The organism is Pseudomonas sp. GNP014, from assembly GCF_054344005.1.
On the sequence record NZ_JBTGUS010000001.1, the window covers coordinates 2,430,205 to 2,454,045 of the forward strand.

At 60.0% G+C, this 23,841-nt stretch carries 25 protein-coding genes; 19 read left to right on the forward strand and 6 right to left on the reverse strand.

The genetic code is table 11. The features are described 5' to 3' along the window. Positions 1-78: 78 nt before the first annotated feature. From ACXX9E_RS10790 to purT, 5 genes are all read left to right on the forward strand, one after another. Positions 79-678 (forward strand): CoA pyrophosphatase, encoded by a 600-nt coding sequence (locus tag ACXX9E_RS10790; protein WP_123464930.1) that lies wholly within the window; start codon positions 79-81, stop codon positions 676-678. Positions 679-728: 50 nt separating this feature from the next. Continuing rightward, entirely contained in the window at positions 729-1,253 is a 525-nt protein-coding gene (locus ACXX9E_RS10795) for a gamma carbonic anhydrase family protein (RefSeq protein ID WP_186745029.1), read from the forward strand. Next, the gene (locus tag ACXX9E_RS10800; RefSeq protein ID WP_186745031.1) at positions 1,250-1,459 is read left to right on the forward strand and encodes a DUF1289 domain-containing protein; all 210 of its coding nucleotides are present in this window, start codon (positions 1,250-1,252) and stop codon (positions 1,457-1,459) included. Before ACXX9E_RS10795 ends, ACXX9E_RS10800 begins: the two co-directional genes overlap by 4 nt. A 225-nt stretch (positions 1,460-1,684) precedes the next feature. After that, positions 1,685-2,152: a VUT family protein gene (locus ACXX9E_RS10805; RefSeq protein ID WP_128615564.1), complete on the forward strand. Its 468-nt coding sequence runs from the start codon at positions 1,685-1,687 to the stop codon at positions 2,150-2,152. A gap of 100 nt (positions 2,153-2,252) precedes the next feature. Next, positions 2,253-3,434, forward strand: coding sequence for a formate-dependent phosphoribosylglycinamide formyltransferase (gene purT, locus ACXX9E_RS10810; protein ID WP_458555411.1), 1,182 nt, complete (start codon positions 2,253-2,255; stop codon positions 3,432-3,434). A 114-nt stretch (positions 3,435-3,548) separates the two neighbouring features. Here the strand turns inward: purT and ACXX9E_RS10815 are convergent, their stop codons facing one another. The 3 genes from ACXX9E_RS10815 to ACXX9E_RS10825 all read right to left on the reverse strand — a co-directional run bounded on the left by ACXX9E_RS10815 (position 3,549) and on the right by ACXX9E_RS10825 (position 7,214). Next, complete coding sequence (locus ACXX9E_RS10815) at positions 3,549-4,865, reverse strand: MFS transporter (protein ID WP_458555412.1); 1,317 nt, start codon at positions 4,863-4,865, stop codon at positions 3,549-3,551. Positions 4,866-5,156: 291 nt separating this feature from the next. Further along, positions 5,157-6,389, reverse strand: coding sequence for a transporter associated domain-containing protein (locus ACXX9E_RS10820; protein WP_458555413.1), 1,233 nt, complete (start codon positions 6,387-6,389; stop codon positions 5,157-5,159). A gap of 12 nt (positions 6,390-6,401) precedes the next feature. Beyond that, positions 6,402-7,214: a cytochrome C assembly family protein gene (locus ACXX9E_RS10825; RefSeq protein WP_123464945.1), complete on the reverse strand. Its 813-nt coding sequence runs from the start codon at positions 7,212-7,214 to the stop codon at positions 6,402-6,404. Between the two features lie 210 nt (positions 7,215-7,424). Here ACXX9E_RS10825 and ffh point away from each other — a divergent pair, with 210 nt between their 5' ends. The 6 genes from ffh to ACXX9E_RS10855 all read left to right on the forward strand — a co-directional run bounded on the left by ffh (position 7,425) and on the right by ACXX9E_RS10855 (position 11,562). After that, complete coding sequence (gene ffh, locus ACXX9E_RS10830; RefSeq protein ID WP_123464947.1) at positions 7,425-8,801, forward strand: signal recognition particle protein; 1,377 nt, start codon at positions 7,425-7,427, stop codon at positions 8,799-8,801. Positions 8,802-9,112: 311 nt separating this feature from the next. After that, positions 9,113-9,364 (forward strand): 30S ribosomal protein S16, encoded by a 252-nt coding sequence (gene rpsP, locus ACXX9E_RS10835; protein WP_003198088.1) that lies wholly within the window; start codon positions 9,113-9,115, stop codon positions 9,362-9,364. A gap of 5 nt (positions 9,365-9,369) precedes the next feature. Beyond that, the gene (gene rimM / locus ACXX9E_RS10840) at positions 9,370-9,906 is read left to right on the forward strand and encodes a ribosome maturation factor RimM (RefSeq protein ID WP_085688896.1); all 537 of its coding nucleotides are present in this window, start codon (positions 9,370-9,372) and stop codon (positions 9,904-9,906) included. Positions 9,907-9,908: 2 nt separating this feature from the next. Next, positions 9,909-10,661: a tRNA (guanosine(37)-N1)-methyltransferase TrmD gene (gene trmD / locus ACXX9E_RS10845; protein WP_090281920.1), complete on the forward strand. Its 753-nt coding sequence runs from the start codon at positions 9,909-9,911 to the stop codon at positions 10,659-10,661. A gap of 45 nt (positions 10,662-10,706) precedes the next feature. Further along, the gene (gene rplS, locus ACXX9E_RS10850) at positions 10,707-11,057 is read left to right on the forward strand and encodes a 50S ribosomal protein L19 (protein ID WP_003175895.1); all 351 of its coding nucleotides are present in this window, start codon (positions 10,707-10,709) and stop codon (positions 11,055-11,057) included. Between the two features lie 91 nt (positions 11,058-11,148). Then, positions 11,149-11,562 carry an acyl-CoA thioesterase gene (locus ACXX9E_RS10855; RefSeq protein WP_041063151.1) on the forward strand — a complete coding sequence of 138 codons (414 nt, stop codon included), beginning with the start codon at positions 11,149-11,151 and terminating at the stop codon, positions 11,560-11,562. Between the two features lie 118 nt (positions 11,563-11,680). Here the strand turns inward: ACXX9E_RS10855 and ACXX9E_RS10860 are convergent, their stop codons facing one another. Then, on the reverse strand, positions 11,681-13,489 hold the full coding sequence (locus ACXX9E_RS10860; protein WP_458555414.1) for a cation:proton antiporter: 1,809 nt from the start codon (positions 13,487-13,489) through the stop codon (positions 11,681-11,683). Between the two features lie 108 nt (positions 13,490-13,597). Between ACXX9E_RS10860 and xerD the strand changes: the two genes are divergently transcribed. The 7 genes from xerD to ACXX9E_RS10895 all read left to right on the forward strand — a co-directional run bounded on the left by xerD (position 13,598) and on the right by ACXX9E_RS10895 (position 20,865). Continuing rightward, positions 13,598-14,494 carry a site-specific tyrosine recombinase XerD gene (gene xerD, locus ACXX9E_RS10865; RefSeq protein WP_458555415.1) on the forward strand — a complete coding sequence of 299 codons (897 nt, stop codon included), beginning with the start codon at positions 13,598-13,600 and terminating at the stop codon, positions 14,492-14,494. Positions 14,495-14,712: 218 nt separating this feature from the next. After that, complete coding sequence (gene dsbC / locus ACXX9E_RS10870; RefSeq protein WP_064120585.1) at positions 14,713-15,444, forward strand: bifunctional protein-disulfide isomerase/oxidoreductase DsbC; 732 nt, start codon at positions 14,713-14,715, stop codon at positions 15,442-15,444. A 131-nt stretch (positions 15,445-15,575) separates the two neighbouring features. Continuing rightward, the gene (locus ACXX9E_RS10875) at positions 15,576-16,880 is read left to right on the forward strand and encodes a homoserine dehydrogenase (RefSeq protein WP_123464955.1); all 1,305 of its coding nucleotides are present in this window, start codon (positions 15,576-15,578) and stop codon (positions 16,878-16,880) included. A 109-nt stretch (positions 16,881-16,989) separates the two neighbouring features. After that, positions 16,990-18,399 (forward strand): threonine synthase, encoded by a 1,410-nt coding sequence (gene thrC, locus ACXX9E_RS10880; protein ID WP_123464957.1) that lies wholly within the window; start codon positions 16,990-16,992, stop codon positions 18,397-18,399. Positions 18,400-18,519: 120 nt separating this feature from the next. Next, positions 18,520-19,893, forward strand: a complete 1,374-nt coding sequence (locus ACXX9E_RS10885) for a transporter substrate-binding domain-containing protein (protein WP_186745045.1) — start codon at positions 18,520-18,522, stop codon at positions 19,891-19,893. 118 nt (positions 19,894-20,011) lie between these two features. Continuing rightward, on the forward strand, positions 20,012-20,416 hold the full coding sequence (locus ACXX9E_RS10890) for a response regulator (RefSeq protein ID WP_123464961.1): 405 nt from the start codon (positions 20,012-20,014) through the stop codon (positions 20,414-20,416). Between the two features lie 167 nt (positions 20,417-20,583). After that, on the forward strand, positions 20,584-20,865 hold the full coding sequence (locus ACXX9E_RS10895; RefSeq protein ID WP_123464963.1) for a DUF3509 domain-containing protein: 282 nt from the start codon (positions 20,584-20,586) through the stop codon (positions 20,863-20,865). A 175-nt stretch (positions 20,866-21,040) separates the two neighbouring features. On the opposite strand, the gene ACXX9E_RS10900 is transcribed toward ACXX9E_RS10895, so the two are convergent. Both ACXX9E_RS10900 and ACXX9E_RS10905 read right to left on the reverse strand, forming a co-directional pair. Beyond that, on the reverse strand, positions 21,041-22,000 hold the full coding sequence (locus ACXX9E_RS10900) for a TIGR02285 family protein (protein ID WP_458555416.1): 960 nt from the start codon (positions 21,998-22,000) through the stop codon (positions 21,041-21,043). Then, the gene (locus ACXX9E_RS10905) at positions 21,948-23,147 is read right to left on the reverse strand and encodes a CaiB/BaiF CoA transferase family protein (protein ID WP_128615252.1); all 1,200 of its coding nucleotides are present in this window, start codon (positions 23,145-23,147) and stop codon (positions 21,948-21,950) included. The genes ACXX9E_RS10900 and ACXX9E_RS10905 overlap by 53 nt, the downstream gene beginning before the upstream one ends. Before the next feature lie 146 nt (positions 23,148-23,293). On the opposite strand from ACXX9E_RS10905, the gene ACXX9E_RS10910 reads away from it, so the two are divergent. After that, positions 23,294-23,836, forward strand: coding sequence for a YaeQ family protein (locus tag ACXX9E_RS10910; RefSeq protein ID WP_047601370.1), 543 nt, complete (start codon positions 23,294-23,296; stop codon positions 23,834-23,836). The last annotated feature ends 5 nt before the right edge of the window (positions 23,837-23,841 follow it).

The window sequence follows — 23,841 nt, forward strand, 5'->3', positions numbered from 1 at the left end:
ACATGGCGAGATTCGGGGGCTTGGGCACGCGCATTGATTGGTGCATGATGCAGGGTAAGGCACAGATCGAGAACACTCATGCTGGATGAGCTACTGCATAGGGTAAGTAACCACACACCGCGCACGCTGGAGACCGATAAACGTTTCCCCGAGGCCGCCGTGCTGGTGCCGATCACCCGCAGTGACGAGCCGGAACTGGTCCTGACCCTGCGGGCCAGCGGGCTGTCGACCCATGGCGGCGAAGTCGCCTTCCCCGGTGGACGCCGCGATCCGGAGGACCCGGACCTGATCTTTACCGCCCTGCGTGAAGCCGAAGAAGAAATCGGCCTGCCCCCCGGACTGGTCGAAGTCATTGGTCCCCTGAGCCCGCTGATCTCCTTGCATGGCATCAAGGTCACGCCCTATGTCGGCGTAATTCCCGACTATGTCGAGTACCTGGCCAACGACGCCGAGATTGCTGCCGTTTTCACTGTCCCCCTCGAGTTCTTCCGCAAAGATCCCCGCGAGCACACCCATCGCATCGACTACCAGGGGCGCAGCTGGTACGTGCCGAGCTATCGGTTTGGCGAGTACAAGATCTGGGGGCTGACGGCGATCATGATCGTCGAGTTGATCAACCTGCTCTATGACGCCAGGATCAGCCTGCATCAACCGCCCAAAACATTTTTGAATACGTGAAACACCCCTGAAGCCATCGCTCGAATGGCCCGGCCCTGAGGAAAAACACGATGAAATACCGCCTGGGCGACGCCCGTGTCGACACTCATCCACAGAGCTGGGTCGCGCCCAATGCCGTGCTGGTGGGCAAGGTCAGACTGGAAGAGGGCGCCAATGTCTGGTTCAACGCCGTGCTGCGCGGTGATAACGAACTGATCCTGATCGGCAAGAACAGTAACGTTCAGGACGGCACGGTGATGCACACCGACATGGGCTTTCCGCTGACCATCGGCACCGGCGTGACCATCGGTCATAACGCCATGCTGCATGGCTGCACCGTTGGCGATTACAGCCTGATCGGCATTAACGCGGTGATTCTCAACGGCGCAAAGATCGGCAAGAACTGCATCATCGGCGCCAATTCGCTGATTGGCGAAGGCAAGGAAATCCCTGATGGTTCGCTGGTGATGGGCTCGCCGGGCAAGGTGGTGCGTGAGCTGACCGAGCCGCAGAAGAAGATGCTCGAAGCCAGCGCCGCACACTATGTGCACAATGCACAGCGTTACGCGCGTGATCTGGTTGAGCAAGAAGAATGAACACACCCGAAAGACCCGTCGCTTCGCCATGCGTGAATATTTGTGCGCTGGATGAGGACGACATTTGTACTGGCTGCCAACGTACGGTCGCGGAGATCACTCGCTGGGGGCGCATGACCAATGACGAGCGCCGCGTGGTGCTGGGGTTGTGTCATGAGCGGGCGAAGGCGAGTGGGTTGGTGTGGATGATCCCTTCGAAATCGTGATCGGCTTGTGGTTGCCCTAACCCTAACCCTCTCCCAGGGGGAGAGGGACTGACCGAGGTGTCTTTCGCTATACGCCGACCTGAGCTATTGAGTCGAACTCAGGTTTGAAAAGCCCCCGATCTGCTCCCTTTCCCCCTCGCCCCCTCGGGGAGAGGGCTGGGGTGAGGGGGTAGCTCTTGATTTGCCGGTCAAGTAACCTGTGCGCCAATCTGACAGGTCGCCCCCATGATTTTCCTCATCGCCTACATCAGCAGCGTCGTGCTGATCAATTTCGCCTTCTCCACCGCGCCGCACCTGGACATCATCTGGTCGGCCTGGGGTGGCCTGGTGTTCGTGTTGCGCGACATGGTGCAGGCCCGTTTCGGCCACGGCGCCCTCGTGGCGATGCTGGCGGCGCTGGTGCTGTCTTACGTGACGTCCGATCCATCCATTGCCCTGGCCAGCGCCACCGCGTTCGCGGTGTCCGAAATCATCGACTGGCTGGTGTTCAGCATCACCAAACGCCCGCTGCGCGATCGCTTGTGGATCAGCTCGGCGTTGAGCATTCCCCTCGATACTTTCATCTTCTTCGGCATGATCGACCTGATGACTCCGCCGGTGATCATCACCGCGCTGGCCTCGAAGTTCGCCGGTGTCACCGCCGTTTGGCTGATCATGGCCTGGCGCGAGCGCAAACAGGCTGTCGCCAGCTGAAGCCAAACCCTCGGGTTCATGTAAAATGCCGCGCTTTCTCCCCATGGAAAGCGCGTCTGGCGTTGCTTTCCTCGATGATCCGCTTCTTTGAGGACCTGAGATGACCCGTATCGGAACTCCATTGTCGCCGACCGCGACCCGCGTATTGCTGTGTGGCTGTGGTGAGTTGGGCAAGGAAGTGGTGATCGAGCTGCAACGCCTGGGCGTTGAAGTGATTGCCGTCGACCGTTACGCCAACGCGCCGGCCATGCAGGTTGCCCACCGCAGCCACGTGATCAACATGCTCGACGGCGCAGCTCTGCGTGCCGTGATCGAGGCCGAGAAGCCGCACTTCATCGTGCCGGAAATCGAAGCCATCGCCACCGCCACCTTGGTCGAACTGGAAGCCGAAGGCTTCACCGTGATCCCGACCGCGCGCGCTGCGCAACTGACCATGAACCGCGAAGGTATCCGTCGTCTGGCCGCTGAAGAGCTGGACCTGCCGACCTCGCCGTACCACTTTGCCGACACCTTCGAGGATTACAGCAAAGCCGTTGAGGACCTGGGCTTCCCGTGCGTGGTCAAGCCAGTGATGAGTTCTTCGGGCAAAGGCCAGAGCCTGCTGCGCAGTGCCGATGATGTGCAGAAAGCCTGGGATTACGCGCAAGAAGGCGGCCGGGCCGGCAAGGGCCGGGTGATCATTGAAGGCTTCATCGATTTCGACTACGAAATCACCCTGCTGACCGTGCGCCACATCGGGGGCACCACGTTCTGTGCACCTGTCGGTCACCGTCAGGAGAAGGGCGACTATCAGGAGTCCTGGCAGCCGCAGGCGATGAGCCCGATTGCCCTGGCCGAGTCCGAGCGCGTTGCCAAAGCGGTCACCGAAGCACTGGGTGGTCGTGGTCTGTTCGGCGTCGAGTTGTTCATCAAGGGCGATCAGGTGTGGTTCAGCGAAGTTTCGCCGCGCCCGCATGACACCGGTCTGGTGACCCTGATTTCCCAGGACCTGTTGCAGTTTGCGCTGCACGCACGCGCCATTCTCGGCCTGCCGGTGCCGCTGATCCGTCAGTTCGGCCCTTCGGCTTCGGCGGTGATTCTGGTGGAAGGGCAGTCGACCCAGACTGCCTTCGCCAACCTCGGTGCCGCGCTGAGCGAGCCGGATACGGCGCTGCGTCTGTTCGGCAAGCCAGAGGTCAATGGTCAGCGTCGCATGGGCGTGGCCTTGGCGCGGGATGAGTCGATCGAGGCTGCGCGAGCCAAGGCGACCCGCGCTGCTCAGGCTGTTGTGGTAGAGCTGTAAACCGAGGCGCGTCTATCGCGGGCAAGCCCGCTCCCACAGGTTTTTTGGTTGTGCACAACATGTGCGATCAACTGAGAACCCTATGGGAGCGGGCTTGCCCGCGATAGCGATCTGTCAGGCAACCTGATTCAGATCGTTGCTACGCGTTTCCTTCAGGCACAGCACCGCTATCAGGCTAAGCACTGCCGCCGCCGATACATACCCGCCGACATAACTCAAACCGCCCATCGCCACCAGTTTCTGCGCGAAGAACGGTGCCGCCGAGGCGCCTACGATTCCGCCCAGGTTGTAAGCGGCCGATGCGCCGGTATAACGCACGTGAGTCGGAAACAGCTCCGGCAACAGCGCCCCCATTGGCGCAAACGTCACGCCCATCAAGAACAACTCGATGCACAGGAACAGCGCCACGCCCCAGGTCGAGCCCTGAGTCAGCAGCGGCTCCATCAGGAAGCCAGAAAGAATTGCCAGCACGCCACCAATGATCAGCACCGGTTTGCGCCCGTAACGGTCGCTGGCCCAGGCGGACAGCGGCGTTGCTGCGGCCATGAACAGCACGGCAAAGCACAGCAATCCTAGGAACGTCTCACGGCTGTAGCCGAGGGTGGACACGCCGTAGCTCAGGGAAAATACGGTCGAGATGTAAAACAGCGCGTAGCACACCACCATGGCCGCCGCACCGAGCAGGGTTGGCGCCCAATACTGGCTGAACAGCTCGACCAGCGGCACTTTCACCCGTTCCTGACGGGCAATGGCGTTGGCGAACACCGGGGTTTCGTGGAGCTTGAGGCGCACGTACAGGCCGACCATCACCAGCGCCGCACTGAGCAGAAACGGAATCCGCCAGCCCCAACTACGGAATTGCTCATCGCTGAGGGTCATGGCCAGTGTCAGAAACAAGCCGTTGGCGGCGAGGAAACCAATCGACGGGCCGAGCTGCGGGAACATGCCGAACCACGCCCGTTTGCCTTTCGGTGCGTTTTCCGTCGCCAGCAGCGCCGCCCCACCCCATTCGCCGCCCAGGCCCAGGCCCTGACCGAAACGCAGCACGCACAGCAGAATCGGCGCCCAGGCCCCGATGCTGGCGTAACCCGGCAGCACGCCGATCAGCGTCGTACAGACACCCATCAGCAGCAAAGAAGCGACCAGCGTCGATTTGCGTCCGATACGGTCACCGAAATGGCCGAACAGCGCTGAGCCCAGGGGGCGGGCGAGGAAGGCGATGCCGAACGTGAGAAACGCCGAGAGCATCTGCGCGGTGCCGGAGGTCTGTGGAAAGAACACCGGCCCGATCACCAGTGCGGCAGCGGTGGCGTAAACGTAGAAGTCATAGAACTCGATGGCCGTGCCGATAAAACTCGCCGTGGCCACGCGGGTGGCGGAGTTGGTCGGTTGGGCAGGCGTGGTGGCGCTGTAAGCGGTGCTGGTTGTCATGCGGTGATCCCTGACAGTCATGAGCTCCATTGGAGCGAATTATTATGGTCGAGCACCCAGGGATGTGGGATGAGGCGCGGTCGCTGTTTCAGGTAGGAACAGTCGCCGGAATGCAGAGGAAATGGCCGAAACCTTTCGGGTGCGGGGTAAGCACGAGGTTTGGCGGTGCTTGGGTAAGCGGCTTGATTATAGGAAGCGGGCTAACGATCAAACAAGAGGGATAAAAAATCACCGCAATCTGCAGTCCAGTGATTCTGTGGCGAGGTCGCAAGCGCCCTCGCCAAAAAAGCTTTAAACCTTGGCCGGCACCAGGCTCGTATGCCAGATCAACACCTTGCTCACCCGGTTCTCTTCGGTCTCGAGAATCTCCAGGCGATAACGTCCGATCTTCAAGCAAACCGCGCTCTCGGGAATCGTCTCCAACGCCTCGGTCACCAGACCATTCAGCGTCTTCGGTCCATCGCTCGGCAAATGCCAGCCCAGGCATTTGTTCAGCTCACGGATCGACGCGGTGCCGTCGATCACCATCCGCCCATCCGCCTGCGGATGAATGTGCGGGTTGTCGAGGCTGTGCTCGCTTTCGAATTCGCCGACGATCTCTTCGAGAATGTCTTCCAGGGTGACGATGCCCAGCACTTCACCGTATTCGTCCACCACCATGCCCAGGCGCCGCTGCTGTTTGTGGAAGTTCAATAATTGCAGCTGCAGTGGCGTGCTTTCCGGCACGAAGTACGGCTCATAACTGGCGGCCAGCAGCGCTTCGCGGGTCAGGCTGCCATCGTTGAGCAAATGGCGGATCTGCCGGGTATTGAGCACCGCTTCGACCTGATTGATGTCGCTGTGGAACACCGGCAGGCGCGTGCGCTTGTTATGCCGCAGCTGTTCGATGATTTCTTCGATCGAGTCGTCGAGGTTGATGCCGTCGACGTCACTGCGTGGCACCAGAATGTCGTTGACCGTGATGTTGTCCAGCGCATGAATACCCGCAACCGGGTGTGCCCGAACCGGGTGTTCCGGATCGTCATAACGGTCGGCAGGCGCTTCATCTTCACTCTGTTGCACCACCTGGGCCTTGCGCACAAACGGCGTCATCAACAGGCCGCTGAGGCGGCTGAACAGCCAGGCGAACGGATAAACGATCTTCAGCGGAACGCCCAGCAGGGTATTGCCGAAGGCGAGCACGGCATCGGGGTAGCGTTGGGCAACCGTACGCGGGAAATAATCAGCAAACACCAGCAGGATGGCACCGGCACCGAGGCACGCCGCCCAAGGGCCGTTTTCTTCACAGAGAAAAATTGCCAGCAATGTGGCGATGACCATCGCGAGGGCGCGGCACAGGGTGTTGCAGAGGATCAAGCTGTCGAGCGGGAAGCTCAGCTTCGCCAGTGGCTTATCGCTGGCACGCGAGGCGGCGCGTTGCGCGAGCAGGTGTTGCTGCGCGATTTCGACGGCGGTAAACAGCCCCGACCACAAAACCAGCAGGACAAATACCGCAAGCATCGGCCCTATGGGCAAACCGTCCATTTATGCCGCCCGTCAGATGTGCAGGATGTATTCACGAACCAGTTTGCTGCCGAAGTACGCCAACATCAGCAGGCAGAAACCGGCGAGCGTCCAGCGAATCGCCTTGTGGCCACGCCAGCCGAGACGGTTGCGGCCCCACAACAGCACGCTGAACACCACCCAGGCCAGGCACGCCAGCAGGGTCTTGTGCACCAGATGCTGGGCGAACAGGTTCTCGACGAACAGCCAGCCGGAAATCAGCGACAGCGACAGCAGCGTCCAGCCAGCCCAGAGGAAGCCGAACAGCAGGCTTTCCATGGTTTGCAGCGGCGGGAAATTCTTGATCAGCCCGGACGGGTGCTTGTGCTTGAGCTGGTGATCTTGCACCAGCAGCAACAAGGCCTGAAACACCGCGATGGTGAACATGCCGTAGGCGAGGATCGACAACAGAATGTGCGCGAGGATGCCCGGCTCTTCATCAATGATCTGCACGGTGCCGGCCGGCGCGAACTGTGCCAGCAGCACGGTGACCGCGCCCAGCGGGAACAGCAGCACCAGCAGGTTTTCCACCGGTATGCGCGAGCAGGCGAGCAGGGTCAGGGCAATCACCGCCGCGGCAATCAGGCTGGAGGCACTGAAGAAATCCAGGCCCAGGCCGATCGGGGTCAGCAGGTGCGTGAGCAGGCTGGCGCTATGGGCGACCACGGCGAGTACGCCGAGGCTAACGAGCAGGCGCTTGTTCGCCTTGGCGCCGGTGGCCAGACGGGTGCTCTGATAAAGGGTCGCAGCGGCATATAGAAGGGCGGCGGCGAGGGTGGTCAGCAAACTGGGTGACAAGGGGAGCATAAATCCTGTTAGGCAAGCCCGAAAGGCGCTGAGTTTGGCATAGAACCGCCATGGCACGAAAGACTCAGGAAGCTGACAGCGAGGTGTCCGCCGGCCGCAGTCTTCGCTATAATCCGCGACCTGCCCACGCCGCAGGCTCGCCGAGCACAAGTTGAATCCGGTCTGGGCCGCCATTATCCCGGTCTACACAGGGCCTGAAAGGATCGCGCAATGTTTGAAAACTTAACCGACCGTCTCTCGCAGACGCTGCGCCATGTCACCGGCAAGGCGAAGCTGACCGAGGACAACATCAAAGACACCCTGCGCGAAGTGCGCATGGCGTTGCTCGAAGCCGACGTCGCCCTGCCGGTGGTCAAGGACTTCGTCAATTCGGTCAAGGAGCGCGCTGTCGGCACCGAGGTGTCGCGCAGCCTGACGCCGGGTCAGGCGTTCGTGAAAATCGTCCAGGCCGAACTCGAAAGCCTGATGGGCGCGGCCAACGAAGACTTGAACCTGAGCGCCGTGCCGCCAGCCGTTATTCTGATGGCCGGTCTGCAGGGTGCCGGTAAAACCACCACCGCCGGCAAACTCGCGCGTTTCCTCAAAGAGCGCAAGAAGAAGTCGGTGATGGTCGTGTCGGCGGACGTTTATCGTCCTGCGGCTATTAAACAGCTGGAAACCCTGGCCAACGACATCGGCGTGACGTTCTTCCCGTCCGATCTGAGCCAGAAGCCGGTCGACATCGCCAGCGCGGCTATTAAAGAAGCCAAACTGAAATTCATCGACGTGGTCATCGTCGACACCGCCGGTCGCCTGCACATCGACGAAGAGATGATGGGCGAGATCAAGGCGTTGCATGCCGCGATCAACCCGGTCGAAACCCTGTTCGTGGTCGACGCCATGACCGGTCAGGACGCCGCCAACACGGCGAAGGCCTTCGGTGATGCGCTGCCGCTGACCGGCGTGATCCTGACCAAGGTCGACGGCGACGCCCGTGGCGGTGCCGCCCTGTCGGTGCGCGCCATCACCGGCAAGCCGATCAAGTTCATCGGTATGGGCGAGAAGAGCGAAGCGCTCGATCCGTTCCACCCCGAGCGTATCGCTTCGCGGATTCTCGGCATGGGCGACGTGCTCAGCCTGATCGAGCAGGCTGAAGCGACGCTCGACAAGGACAAGGCCGACAAGCTGGCCAAGAAGCTGAAGAAGGGCAAGGGCTTCGACCTCGAAGACTTCCGCGATCAGCTGCAACAGATGAAGAACATGGGCGGTCTCGGCGGCCTCATGGACAAACTGCCGAGCATCGGCGGCGTCAACCTGTCGCAGATGGGCAATGCCCAGAATGCTGCAGAGAAGCAGTTCAAACAGATGGAAGCCATCATCAATTCCATGACCCCGGCCGAGCGCCGTGACCCTGAGCTGATCAGCGGTTCGCGCAAACGCCGGATCGCCATGGGTTCCGGCACCCAGGTGCAGGACATCGGCCGCTTGATCAAGCAGCACAAGCAGATGCAGAAGATGATGAAGAAATTCACCGCCAAAGGCGGTATGGCAAAAATGATGCGCGGCATGGGCGGTATGTTGCCCGGCGGCGGCATGCCAAAAATGTAAGGTGCCCCGTTTCACCCATTCTGCTCGCTTATGGCGAGTGAAATGGGTGAGACAGGACACTAAGACTTCGCCGGTCGTCGCACCGGCGCAGACCCTGCAAGGACGCAGGATCAACAGCAAACCCGCACTCGGCGGGAGCTGACTGGCCGTTTTCATCGACGGCTCTCTATGCAAATCTGCACGGCATGCCATAGGCGCCGGAAAAAGTCATTTGCAAAAGTCCGGATATTCCTTAGAATATGCGGCCTTTCGGGCACCCATGCCCGCTGTGCATTTAGATTTGCAGCACCGACTACAGGAACGATGTTCACATGCTAACAATCCGTCTTGCCCTTGGCGGCTCCAAAAAGCGCCCGTTTTACCACCTGACCGTAACCGACTCGCGTAACCCGCGTGACGGCTCCCACAAAGAACAGGTTGGTTTCTTCAACCCTGTTGCCCGTGGTCAGGAAGTCCGTCTGTCCGTGAACCAAGAGCGCGTTGCCTACTGGCTGAGCGTTGGTGCACAACCTTCTGAGCGCGTTGCTCAGTTGTTGAAGGAATCTGCCAAGGCTGCGGCCTGAGCAATATGAACGCGACGCCTGCTGTTGCCGATGATTTGATCGTTATTGGCAAAATTTATTCTGTTCACGGCGTTCGCGGCGAAGTGAAGGTTTATTCCTTTACTGATCCGACTGAAAACCTGTTGCAGTACAAAACCTGGACGCTCAAGCGCGAAGGCAATGTCAAACAGGTCGAGCTGGTCAGTGGACGCGGGAGCGATAAGTTCCTGGTCGCAAAGCTCAAGGGTCTCGATGATCGTGAAGAAGCTCGTCTTCTGGCCGGTTATGAGATCTGCGTGCCGCGCAACCTGTTCGCTGAATTGACCGAAGGCGAGTACTACTGGTACCAGCTGGAAGGTCTGAAGGTCATCGACACCCTCGGGCAATTGCTGGGGAAAATCGATCATCTTCTGGAAACCGGCGCCAATGATGTAATGGTAGTCAAGCCTTGCGCTGGCAGCCTGGATGATCGTGAACGCCTGTTGCCCTATACGGAGCAATGCGTGTTGGCTGTCGACCTCGCAGCGGGCGAGATGAAGGTGGATTGGGATGCGGACTTCTAAACGTGGCTAATTTGCGCGTAGAAGTGATCAGTTTGTTTCCCGAGATGTTTTCCGCCATTGGCGACTACGGCATCACCAGTCGTGCGGTCAAACAGGGGCTCTTGCAGCTGACCTGTTGGAATCCGCGAGATTACACGACGGATCGGCATCACACTGTGGACGATCGCCCGTTTGGCGGTGGTCCGGGCATGGTGATGAAGATCAAGCCCCTGGAAGATGCTCTGGTTCAGGCCAAGGCAGCAGCCGGGGAGGCGGCGAAGGTGATTTACCTGTCCCCCCAAGGCCGTCAACTGACTCAGTCGGCGGTACGCGAGCTGGCACAATCGGATGCACTGATCCTGATTGCCGGCCGCTATGAAGGCATTGACGAGCGCTTTATTGAGGCTCATGTCGATGAAGAGTGGTCGATTGGCGACTATGTACTGTCTGGCGGCGAGCTGCCGGCCATGGTCCTGATCGATGCGGTTACACGACTGCTGCCTGGAGCTTTAGGGCATGCGGATTCCGCTGAGGAAGATTCCTTTACGGATGGTCTGCTGGATTGCCCGCACTACACCCGACCTGAGGTGTATGCGGATCAGCGTGTTCCCGACGTGTTGCTGAGTGGCAATCACGCGCATATCCGGCGTTGGCGTTTACAGCAGTCCCTTGGTAGGACCTATGAACGACGCGCCGATCTTCTGGAAAGCCGCTCGCTTTCTGGAGAAGAGAAGAAGCTGCTCGAGGAATACATCCGCGAGCGGGACGATAGTTAACAACGTATCGATGGTAGATCCGACGATTTACCTTAGGAGCACAGCATGACCAACAAAATCATCCTTGCACTCGAAGCAGAGCAGATGACCAAAGAAATCCCTACCTTTGCCCCGGGCGACACCATTGTCGTTCAGGTGAAAGTGAAGGAAGGCGATCGTTCCCGTCTGCAAGCGTTCGAAGGCGTTGTAATCGCCAAGCGTAACCGCGGCGTGAACAGTGCGTTCACCGTGCGTAAAATCTCCAACGGTGTTGGCGTAGAACGTACTTTCCAGACCTACTCCCCGCAGATCGACAGCATGGCTGTTAAACGTCGCGGTGACGTACGTAAAGCCAAGCTGTACTACCTGCGCGACCTGTCGGGTAAAGCAGCTCGCATCAAGGAAAAACTGGCTTAAGTCCAGCTTCCGATGCAGAAAAAAGCAGCCTACGGGCTGCTTTTTTGTTGCCCGTAATTTATCCACAGCTTTTTTGTTTCAGGCCAGAACCATGACCACCCGTGACCAGGAAATCCAGCGCCGCACCGAACTCTCGGTAACCCGCGTGACCAAGGCTGTCTTCCCGCCGACCACCAACCACCACAACACCCTGTTCGGCGGCACGGCGCTCGCCTGGATGGATGAGGTGTCGTTCATCACCGCCACGCGCTTCTGCCGGTTGCCGCTGGTGACCGTGTCCACCGACCGCATCGACTTCAACCACGCGATCCCGGCCGGTTCCATCGTCGAGTTGGTAGGACGGGTGATCAAAGTCGGCAATACGAGCCTCAAGGTCGAGGTGGAAGTGTTTGTCGAGAGCATGAGCTGTGATGGCCGCGAGAAGGCAATCCACGGACAGTTCAGCTTTGTCGCCATTGATGATGACAAGCGGCCGGTGCCAGTGCTGCCCGGGTTTGCTGCCTGACCCAGATTAGAGTCGAGCCGTTCGCGAACAAGCTCGCTCCCACAGGAAGTGTGTCGTTCACAGTTTTTATGTTCGACACGAACCCTGTGGGAGCGAGCTTGCTCGCGAAGGCGTCAGGTCAGGCGCCGCTGGCCTCAGGCTGAATCAACGCCAGCAGCGTCCACCCGGATCCTGGTTTCAAAACAGTCTCCGGCGTCACCACATGCACCCACCCGCTGTCATCGCGCATAAACAGCAAAGTCGCACGATTCCCATGCAGCGCGCGGTAATCCTCCCAGCCAAAACCATCGGTCAACGTCGTGCTGTACAGCTCGGCCCCCTGGCCCATCTGGCTGGCCAGTTTCGCGTAGGTCAACGCCTCGCTGCCCAGTTGATTGCCACGATGTTCCAGACTCGCTCGGTGTTTGTCGCTGCGACGGCTTTCATGGCCGCTGGCCAGGCCAAACAGCCGCTGATGGCCGAAGTCGTGGCGAAAGCGCATCGCCGCCAGGGTGTTGAGTTCACCGGAGGGCGACAGCGCCAGCAAATGCCCCAGCCCGACCAGATCCAGATGTGCGTCGGCGTGCTGCGAGGCCGGATTGCCGAAGTAGGTCGGCAGACCTTCCATGCGCGCCGCACGAATGTTTTCCCAGCTCGAATCGGTCAGCAGCACGCGGCTACCCAGTTGCTGCAGTGATTTGCCCAGCGCCCGCGCCGGGCTGTTGGCGCCGACGATCAGGAAACCACTCGGCGCCGGTTCTGCCACCTTCAGCAGGCGGGCCAGTGGCCGAGCGGTGGCGCTCTGCAGAACCACGGTGCCGATGATCACCGCAAACGTCAGTGGTACCAGCAGCAGCGCACCCTCGTGCCCGGCTTCGTCCAGGCGAATCGCGAAAATTGCCGACACCGCCGCCGCCACGATCCCGCGCGGAGCGATCCAGCACAGCAAGGCGCGCTCGCGCCAGCTCAGGCTGGAGCCAGCGGTACTCAGCAGTACGTTCAGCGGGCGCGCGATCAGTTGAATCACCAGCAGCAGGATCAGCACCAAAGGGCCGAGGCCGATCAGTGCATTCAGATCCAGACGGGCCGCCAACAAGATGAACAGCCCGGAAATCAACAGCACACTGAGGTTTTCCTTGAAGTGCAGAATGTGCCGCACATCCACGCCCTTCATGTTGGCCAGCCACATGCCCATCAGCGTCACCGCCAGCAGGCCGGACTCGTGCATCACTTGGTTGGCTGCAATGAAAATCCCCAGCACTGCCGCCAGCGACGCGAGGTTATGCAGATACTCCGGCAGCCACTGGCGACGGATGATGGTGCCGAGCACCCAGCCACCGACAATCCCGAACACGCTGCCGCAGAGAATCACGCCGCCGAAAGTCAGCAGGCTCTGCTTGAGTCCCTGGCCCTCGCCGCTGGCAATGATGAAGCTGTAGACCACCACGGCGAGCAGGGCGCCGATCGGGTCGATGACGATACCTTCCCAGCGCAGAATGTTGGCGATCGACGCTTTGGGGCGCACCACCCGCAACATCGGCACGATCACCGTCGGGCCGGTCACCAGTGTCAGGCTGCCGAAAAGGATGGCGAGCAGCCAGTCGAAACCGAGTAGAAAATGCGTGGCGACGGCGATCACTGCCCAGGTGGCGAGGGCGCCGATAGTCACCAGACGATGCACGACGCTGCCGATCTCGCGCCATTCAGACAGATGCAGGGTCAGGCTGCCCTCGAACAGGATCAATGCCACCGCCAGTGACACCAGAGGCATCAGCAGCGGTCCGAACATTTCCTGCGGATCGAGCCAGCCGAGTACCGGTCCCGCGAGAATCCCGGTCAGCAACAGAAACAAAATCGCCGGCAGCTTCAAGCGCCACGCCAGCCACTGACAGCCCAGCGCAGCAGCGCCAATCCCGCCGAATGCCAAGAGAATTTGCTGCTCGTTCATTGAAGCTCCCTGTTCCTTGAAATAGCGGGCTATGAAAGACTAGCGCCCATTCCTACAGTTCACTCTACATTTGCGCGCAATCCCCGAGGTTGCGTGTCTTGAGCGCCCATGCCTGCTATTGACCATCCGCTGATTGACCAATTCCTCGACGCTTTATGGCTGGAGAAGGGCCTGTCGGAAAACACCCGCGGCGCCTACCGCAGCGACCTGGCGCTGTTCAATGGCTGGCTGCAGGAGAAAAACCTCGAGCTGATCAACGCCGGTCGTGAATTGATCCTCGACCACTTGGCCTGGCGTCTGGAGCAGAACTACAAACCACGTTCCACCGCGAGATTTCTCTCCGGTGTGCGTGGCTTTTATCGCTATTTGCTGCGGGAAAAGCTGATCAGTGTCGATCCGACATTGCGCGTCGACATGCCACAACTTGGCCGACCGCTGCCCAAATCCCTGTCCGAAGCCGACGTGGAAGCCTTGCTGAAGGCGCCGGATCTGAGCGAAGCCATCGGCCAGCGTGACCGCGCCATGCTTGAAGTGCTCTACGCCTGCGGGCTGCGGGTGACCGAGCTGGTGAGCCTGACGCTGGAGCAGGTCCACCTGCGCCAGGGCGTGTTGCGGGTGATGGGCAAGGGCAGCAAGGAACGGCTGGTGCCGATGGGCGAGGAGGCGATCGTCTGGGTCGAGCGTTACATGCGCGATGGCCGTAGCGAGCTGCTCGGTGGCCGGCCCAGCGATGTGCTGTTCCCCAGCCAGCGCGGCGAACAGATGACCCGCCAGACCTTCTGGCATCGCATCAAGCATTGGGCCAAGGTCGCCGGGATTGGCAAGTCGCTGTCGCCGCACACCTTGCGTCACGCATTTGCCACGCACCTGCTCAATCACGGCGCGGATTTGCGCGTGGTGCAGATGTTGCTCGGGCACAGCGATCTTTCCACTACGCAGATCTACACTCACGTTGCCCGCGCCCGCCTGCAGGACCTGCACGCCAAACACCACCCGCGCGGCTGATGAAATCTCCAATGGTGGAGTGTGTACCTGTGGTGAGGGGATAAATCCCCTCGCCACAATAATGTGTGTCAGTTGGCCTTGAGTGTCTTGTGTCAGGCGCATTCGGCCACCGTGACCTTATGTGTTAGGCTTTGCCGGTTTGCACGATGGACGGTTATGACCCGGTGTTCCGGCACGGGCGTTCTGACCGCTTCATTTGTCCGCCTTCAGGAGTTCTCATGCGTCTGACCCAGATTTTCGCCGCCGCAGCCATTGCGTTGGTCAGCACCTTTGCCGTCGCCGATGACGCGGCCGACAAAGCCATTCGTCAAAGCCTGGAAAAACTCGAACTCGAGGTTCCGGTAGAAAGCATCAGCGCCAGCCCGTTGCCGGGCATGTATGAAGTCAAGCTCAAGGGCAGCCGCGTGCTGTACGCCAGCGCCGATGGCCAGTACATCGTTCAGGGCTATCTGTTCCAGCTCAAGGATGGCAAACCGGTCAACCTGACCGAGAAGACCGAACGCCTGGGCATCTCCAAACTGGTCAACGCCATCCCGGTGGCCGAGACTGTGGTGTACCCGGCCGTGGGCGAGACCAAATCGCACATCACCGTGTTCACCGACACCACCTGCCCGTACTGCCACAAGCTGCACGCCGAAGTGCCCGAGCTGAACAAGCGCGGCATCGAAGTGCGTTATGTGGCCTTCCCGCGTCAGGGCCTCGGCTCACCGGGTGACGAGCAGTTGCAAGCCGTGTGGTGCTCGAAAGACAAGAAAGCCGCCATGGACAAAATGGTCGATGGCAAGGAAATCAAGGCCGCCAAGTGCGAGAACCCGGTTTCGAAGCAGTTCGCCCTCGGTCAGTCGATCGGCGTGAACGGCACACCGGCCATCGTTTTGGCCGACGGACAAGTCATTCCGGGCTACCAGCCGGCGCCACAAGTCGCCAAACTGGCCTTGGGCGCGAAGTAATTCGCATCGTCACGGTCAGCCGTTGACGATCATGGTCCGGCAGCAGCATCGCCGGGCCATCAATAGAGGGCCGCGAGCACGCGGTTGTTTTCCGGCCGACCCAGCGTCGGCCGTTTTATGGGGAGTTCACAGTGAATCCGGTCAAAGTAGGCATCTGTGGGTTAGGGACCGTCGGTGGCGGTACCTTCAACGTACTTCAGCGCAACGCCGAGGAAATTGCTCGTCGTGCCGGGCGTGGGATCGAAGTGGCACAAATTGCCATGCGCACGCCAAAGCCTCAGTTCCAGACGACCGGTATTGCGATTACCACCGATGTCTTCGAAGTGGCCACGAACCCTGAGATCGACATCGTCATAGAGCTGATGGGCGGCTACACCGTTGCCCGCGAGCTGGTACTCAAGGCCATCGAGAATGGCAAGCATGTGGTCACCGCGAACAAGGCTCTGATTGCCGTTCACGGTAATGAAATTTTCGCCAAGGCACGCGAGAAAGGCGTGATCGTCGCGTTCGAAGCGGCGGTGGCCGGTGGCATTCCGGTGATCAAGGCGATCCGCGAAGGCCTGTCCGCCAACCGCATCAACTGGGTTGCCGGGATCATCAACGGCACCGGCAACTTCATCCTCACCGAAATGCGCGAGAAGGGCCGTACCTTCGAAGACGTGCTGGTCGAAGCGCAGGCGCTGGGTTATGCCGAAGCCGATCCGACCTTCGACGTCGAAGGCATCGACGCCGCGCACAAGCTGACGATTCTGGCGTCGATCGCGTTCGGTATTCCGCTGCAATTCGACAAGGCTTACACCGAAGGCATCACCAAACTGACCACCGCTGACGTGAACTACGCCGAAGCGCTGGGCTACCGCATCAAGCACCTCGGTGTGGCTCGCAGCACTGCGGCCGGTATCGAGCTGCGCGTACACCCGACGCTGATCCCGGCCGATCGTCTGATCGCCAACGTCAACGGTGTGATGAACGCGGTGATGGTCAACGGTGACGCCGCCGGCTCGACCCTGTTCTACGGCGCTGGCGCCGGCATGGAGCCAACCGCGTCGTCGGTGATCGCCGACCTGGTAGACGTGGTTCGCGCCATGACCTCCGACCCGGAAAACCGCGTGCCGCATCTGGCCTTCCAGCCGGACTCGCTGTCGGCCCATCCGATCCTGCCGATCGAAGCCTGCGAAAGCGCGTATTACCTGCGCATTCAGGCCAAGGACCATCCGGGCGTACTGGCTCAGGTGGCGAGCATCCTCTCGGAGCGCGGCATCAACATCGAGTCGATCATGCAGAAGGAAGTCGAAGAGCAAGACGGTCTGGTGCCGATGATCCTGCTGACCCACCGCGTGGTCGAGCAGCGTATCAACGATGCGATCGCCGCCCTCGAGGCGCTGGCCGGCGTGAATGGTCCGGTTGTACGGATCCGCGTCGAGCACCTGAACTAAACAGAAGCAGCTGCAAGCTTCGAGCTGCAAGTGGCAAGAGAAAAGCGGTCTGGCTTTTACTTGCAGCTTGTAGCTTGTAGCTTGAAGCTCAAACCGAAGGTTTGAAAACATGCGTTATATCAGTACCCGCGGCCAGGCACCGGCCCTGAATTTCGAAGACGTCCTGCTGGCCGGTCTGGCCACCGATGGCGGTCTGTACGTCCCGGAAAACCTGCCACGTTTCACCCAGGAAGAAATCGCTTCCTGGGCCGGCCTGCCGTATCACGAGCTGGCTTTCCGCGTCATGCGCCCGTTTGTCACCGGCAGCATTCCTGACGCCGATTTCAAAAAGATTCTCGAAGAAACCTACGGCGTGTTCTCGCACAGCGCCGTCGCGCCGCTGCGTCAACTGAACGGCAACGAATGGGTGCTGGAGCTGTTCCACGGCCCGACTCTGGCGTTCAAGGACTTCGCCCTGCAACTGCTCGGCCGCCTGCTCGACTACGTGCTGGAAAAACGCGGCGAGCGCGTGGTGATTGTCGGCGCCACCTCCGGTGATACCGGTTCGGCCGCCATCGAAGGCTGCAAGCACTGCGAAAATGTCGACATCTTCATCCTGCACCCGCACAACCGCGTGTCCGAAGTGCAGCGTCGGCAGATGACGACGATTTTCGGTGAGAACATCCACAACATCGCCATCGAAGGCAACTTCGATGACTGCCAGGAAATGGTCAAGAACAGCTTCGCTGACCAGAGCTTCCTCAAAGGCACGCGTCTGGTGGCGGTGAACTCGATCAACTGGGCGCGGATCATGGCCCAGATCGTCTACTACTTCCACGCCGCCCTGCAGTTGGGCGGCCCGGCGCGTTCGGTGGCGTTCTCGGTGCCGACCGGTAACTTCGGCGACATCTTCGCCGGTTACCTGGCGCGCAACATGGGCCTGCCGATCAACCAGTTGATCGTCGCCACCAACCGCAACGACATCCTGCACCGCTTCATGAGCGGCAATCAGTACGTCAAGGAAACCCTGCACGCCACGCTGTCGCCGTCGATGGACATCATGGTCTCGTCGAACTTCGAGCGCCTGCTGTTCGACCTGCACGGTCGCAACGGTGCAGCGATCGCCGGGCTGATGGACTCGTTCAAGCAGGGTGGTGGTTTCAGCGTCGAGCAAGAGCGCTGGACTGAAGCCCGCAAGCTGTTCGACTCGCTCGCCGTGGATGACGCGCAGACCTGCGAAACCATCGCTGAAGTCTACGAGCAGTGCGGCGAAGTGCTGGACCCGCACACCGCGATCGGCGTCAAGGCCGCCCGCGAATGCCGCCGCAGCCTGGACATTCCGATGGTAATTCTGGGCACCGCTCACCCGGTGAAGTTCCCGGATGCGGTAGAGAAAGCCGGTGTAGGAAAAGCACTCGAACTGCCTGCACATCTTTCTGATTTGTTTGAGCGAAATGAACGCTGCACCGTTCTGCCAAACGAGCTGAAAGCCGTACAGGCCTTTGTCAGCCAGCATGGCAACCGCGGCAAGCCGCTTTAAGCCAGTAAAAGCTGTCACATTTTGAAGCCCGTCTCCTGACGGGCTTTTTTGTTTCTGCTGCCACACTGCTCGGGTTTTCACCCACGAAGGACGGGTGAGTCGATCACGAAGGAAGTGGCAATGCTGTTTTATAGAGGTTTGAAACCGGCACTGGGCTGGATGTTGTTGTTTGGATTACTGGGGTTGATGCGTTGCAGTCTGGCGGCGCAGCTGGCGCTGCACGAAGAGGTCGCGGCATTCAATGTTCAGCCTGTGGAACTGGATGCCCGCGAGCGCCAATGGATTCACGAAAACCCTCGGGTAACGGTGGCATCGGTGCAATATCCGTTGTACCTGTTTCAGGATGAACACGGGCAATGGAGCGGTTTGAACAACGACGTGCTCAAACGCGTCAGTGCGATGACCGGGCTGCAGTTTGTGCATCAGGAGTCGTTCTCCACCGACCACCTGCTTGAGCGACTGGAGAGCGGGGCGGCGGACATCAGCACGACGTTGGCCATGAGCGACGAGCGCAAGGTGTTTCTGGATTTCAGCCATGCCTTCGGTGGCGCAGGCTGGGTGTTCGTCGGCCACATCGGCGCGCCGCGGGTGGAATCGTTCGAGCAGTTGGCCGGACGTGTCGTCGTGCTACCGGCCCGGCATGCTCTGGAAGACCTGATTCGGCGCGATTTCCCGCTGATTACGGTGCGTTCGGTCAAGACGTACGCCGAAGCCCGTGCACTGGTCGAGAGCGGCGAAGCCTATGCCACCATCGAAAATGAAATCGGGGCGCAGCTCTATCCCTTGGGATTGCTCAGGGTGGGCGGGCTGCTGGAAGGCAAGTGGGAAGCTGATCATCTGGCGGTGCGCAAAGGCATGCCGGAGCTACTGAGTATTCTCAACAAGGCACTTGAGGCGTTTCCCGCGACCGAGTTACGGGCCATTCGCCTGAAATGGCTGGAGGGCGTTGCACCTGTCCCGGAGCAGTCGATCTGGCAGCGGATGATCGAATGGGGCTGCTGGGTGATGGGCGGGTGGAGTATTTTCGGTCTGTTGTCGCTGGTGTGGAACCGGCGCCTGACGGCGGTGATCAAGTTGCGCCGCGAGGCCGAGAAGGATCTGGGCGATCAACTGGCGTTTCAACACGCGCTGATCGACTCCATGCCTGACCCGATGTTCGTCCGCGATCTGCAAGGGCGTCTGATCATGTGCAACCGCAGCTATGAAGAAGCGCTTTCGGTTCGCCAGGATCAAGTGCAGGGCCGCTTGCTGTTCGAAGTCGATGCGTTGCCCGAAGCGACGGCCTCGATGCTGCATGACGAGTTCATGGTGCAATTGCGCACGCGCAAGTCACGTTTCAGCAAACGGCAATTGCAATTCAAAAATGGCCCGCGTGAGGTCTATCAGTGGACTGTGCCGTTCTACAGTGCCGACGGCCAGTTGCGCGGCCTGTTGGGCGGCTGGACCGATATCACCCAGCGTAGGACGGAAAGCGGATGCCGATGTCCGCACTGAGGATTAGGAAATGTCCTATAGGACGCGACTACTTTTCCGATGGGAGGCTTAAGACGACTGCCCTAGAGTGAACGACAACTGCGGTGAGAGTCCGCGATTGTCGCTTTAGAGGTCGCCTATGCGCTCGCTTAAAATCCTGATTCTTGAACCCAATCCGTTTCAACTGATGGCGTTGCATCAAATGCTCAACGCCATCGGCATCTATGACGTTCTGACCGCGCCGTCGCTGGCATCGGCCTTGTGTTCCCTGGGGCATCGCGGCGCAGTCGATATCGCCATCTGCGATCCGCAGCTCAAGGGTGGCGATGGCCTGGCCCTGATCCATCATCTGGCGCAACAGGATCAAGCTCGGGCTTTGATCCTGCTGGGGGCGGTCGCATCGAGTGTGTTGGGCGATCTTGAACGCTTGCTGTGCGAGCATCGCCTGCGAATGCTGGGGTGCCTGCAAACACCGGTCTCGGCGGTGCTGATGAGAGGTTTGCTGGACCGTTATCTGCTCGCGCCCATGGCGGCGCGGGCCTGAAGCGTACGGTTATTTTTCTGTCATCTTCACCGTGCATGCTCTGACAGACCGGTAACGCTTCCAGGGATGGAGCAACCGGCAGGCAGAACTTTCTTCTCGGGCCGGTGGTCATTTACTGTGGACATGCCCCAGACACAATGTTTTCGGACTATTGAGTGGAGATCGAGATGGAAAGTATCAGTCTATTGCTCGGTGAGGCTCTGAGCCCGTATCAGGTTTCGTTGTCTGCAAGCGGCGCCCGTGGCGAATGCCGGGTGACCTTGAAGAACAGCAACGGCGCAATTGTGGTGGAACGCGAATTCAATCAGGCGCAGTTGAGCGACAAGCGCCTGCTGACGGATGTGGTCGATGGTCTGCACCGTGACGTTCTGATCGCCGAAGGGCGCCTGGAACCCTGTGTCATCGCGGCATTGCGCAACGCAGCACTGGACAAGCGTCCGGCGCTCTGAAGATGAAATATTTTTTGTGGGAACCTTCCTGCATCCCTGTCAGTCAGACCCCATAACAGCAGGATCAAGCATTGTGCTCCGGTGCTTGTCGCTTGCTGCTACGGGTCCTTTGTAGACCACGTTTAACCCCGAGTCGTCTCCCCACTTCTCGGGGTTTCTTTTGTCCGGCGTTTGCCTAATGGGTCGCCTGCTGCTCGAAAAAGACACGGGCCTGCTCCAGATAATCAGCCTGTCGCTCGGGATCGAGCCACGCCGCGTAGAGCTGATTCAGATGCGCGTGGGGCAGGGTGCGCAACAGTTGGTTGATTTCACTGATCGCCTGACGTCCCTGAGTTGTGTCGGAACAGGCGACGTAACCCGAGAGATATTTCCCGGTGCCCTGGATGGGGTAGAACGCCAGATCGTCCTCGGCGATCTTCGCCTGTTTCGCCTGATAGCGGATTTCCGGCCAGTAACCCAGCACCACCTGCAATCGGCCCAGACGCTGCATCGACAGCAGATTGCTCAGCGCCTCGTTACCGTAATGGGGGGTCAGTGCACCGCTGTGGGCTTGATGGAGTATGTTGTCGATGAACTCGCCGTAGCTGCGTTCAGCGACCACGCCGACCTTTCTGTCGGTGGCGGCCAACAGCGCCGCCAGGTCGACCTCGCCGCCCACCAGATAGGGTTCGAGCAGCGAACGGTCTTGCTGACGAACCACCAGACCATTGCTCACCACGCGTATCGCCGGGATCGAATACACGACCCATTGTGCGCGGTCCTTGTTCCACAACAGCGCGGGGTCACAGGCAAAAGGGTTTTCGTGCAGCATCTGCAGGCCACGGGCGCGATTGACCCGCATCAGCGTGTGTTCGTATTGCGGCAGGCCGGCGATCAGCAGCGGCATCAATTGATCGATCACGCCCTGGTCCTTTTTCGGGCCTTCTAATATCGTCAGGGGCGGCAGGTCGCGCAACAACCAGATCAGCGTCGGTTTGGCCTGCGCTGCGGTCGACACGGCCAGCAGAAACAGCAGGCCGAACAGGCGCCACGTCCACCAGTAATGGGCGCGGTTGGCCTCAGATGTCTGCTGGCGTTTCAGCTTAAATGGCTCCGTCTTCGCGCAACCGGGCGATCTGTTGCTCGTCGTAGCCAAGGTCGTGGAGTACCTGCGCGTTGTGTTCACCGAGCTGTGGCCCGACCCATTCGGAAGAGCCCGGTGTCTCAGAGAGTTTCGGCACGATGCCCGGCATCTTGAAGTCCTTGCCGTCCGGCAGCTTGGCGTGCAGGAACATTTCCCGCGCCAGGTACTGCGGATCGTTGAACATGTCTTCGGCACTGAAGATCCGGCTCGCGGGCACCTCGGCCTGATTGAGCAGGTCGAGCACCGTTTGCAGCGGTAACGAATTGACCCAGCGATCGATCACCCCATACAACTCGTCGCGACGATTGTCGCGTCCGTCGTTGCTCGCCAGTGCCGGGTCATTGGCCAGATCGTCCCGGCCAATGATCATCATGAAGCGCTTGAAAATGGCATCGCCGTTGGCGCCGATCTGCACATGCTTGCCGTCGGCACTGGTGTGAATCGACGACGGTGTAATGCCCGGCATGATGTTGCCGGTGCGCTCACGGATGAAACCGAACACATCGAACTCCGGGACCATGCTTTCCATCATGGCGAAGATCGCTTCATATAGCGCCACATCAACCACCTGGCCGAGGCCACCGTTGACCTCGCGATGACGCAGCGCCATCAGTGCGCCGATCACACCCCACAGCGCGGCAATCGAATCGCCGATGGAAATCCCGGTGCGCACCGGTGGCCGGTCCTCGAAACCGGTGATGTAGCGCAACCCGCCCATGGACTCACCGACTGCGCCGAACCCCGGCTGATCCTTCATCGGTCCGGTCTGACCGAAACCCGAGAGGCGCACCATCACCAGTTTCGGGTTCAGCGCGTGCAGGGTTTCCCAACCCAGCCCCAGTTTCTCCAGAACGCCGGGGCGGAAATTCTCGATGAGAATGTCGGCTTCGCCGAGCAATTTCTTCAGGATGGCCAGGCCGTCGGGATGCTTGAGGTTCAGCGTCAGCGACTTTTTATTGCGCGCCTGCACGAACCACCACAGCGACGTGCCTTCGTACAACTTGCGCCATTTGCGCAAGGGATCACCGCCGTCCGGCGACTCGATCTTGATCACGTCGGCGCCGAACTCGCCGCAAATGCGCGAGGCAAACGGCCCGGCAATCAACGTACCCAATTCAATGACTTTCACACCGCTGAGCGGTTTGTTGGCGAACGGCATACTGAATCCTGTAGGACAAGGCTGAGCAGATACAGCGTTTTAACATAGCCGGCTGTCAGACGCCGCAGCTTGATCGCCATCAATTCGATGATTGCCTACCGCATCGGTTAGACTTGCCGACTTTCCTCGTATCAAGAAGCCCGTTCATGGCCCAGCCTTCGACCACGTACAAATTTGAACTGAACCTCACCGACCTCGACCGCAGCATCTACGAGAGCGTCAAGCAGACGATCGCCCGTCACCCTTCGGAGACCGAAGAGCGCATGACTGTGCGGCTGCTGGCCTACGCCCTCTGGTACAACGAGCAGTTGTCGTTCGGTCGTGGTCTGTCGGACGTGGATGAACCTGCGCTGTGGGAAAAGAGCCTGGACGACCGTGTGCTGCACTGGATCGAAGTCGGCCAGCCGGATGCCGATCGTCTGACCTGGTGCTCGCGTCGCACCGAGCGCACCAGCCTGCTGGCGTACGGCAGCCTGCGCGTCTGGGAAACCAAGGTGATCCCGGCGATCAAGAACCTGAAAAACGTCAACATCGCCGCCGTGCCGCAAGAGGTGCTGGAGACCCTGGCCAAGGACATGCCCCGCGTCATCAAGTGGGACGTGATGATCAGCGAAGGGACGATCTTCGTCACCGACGACCGTGGTCAGCACGAAGTCCAGTTGCAATGGCTGCAAGGTGAGCGCGGCTGATCCTG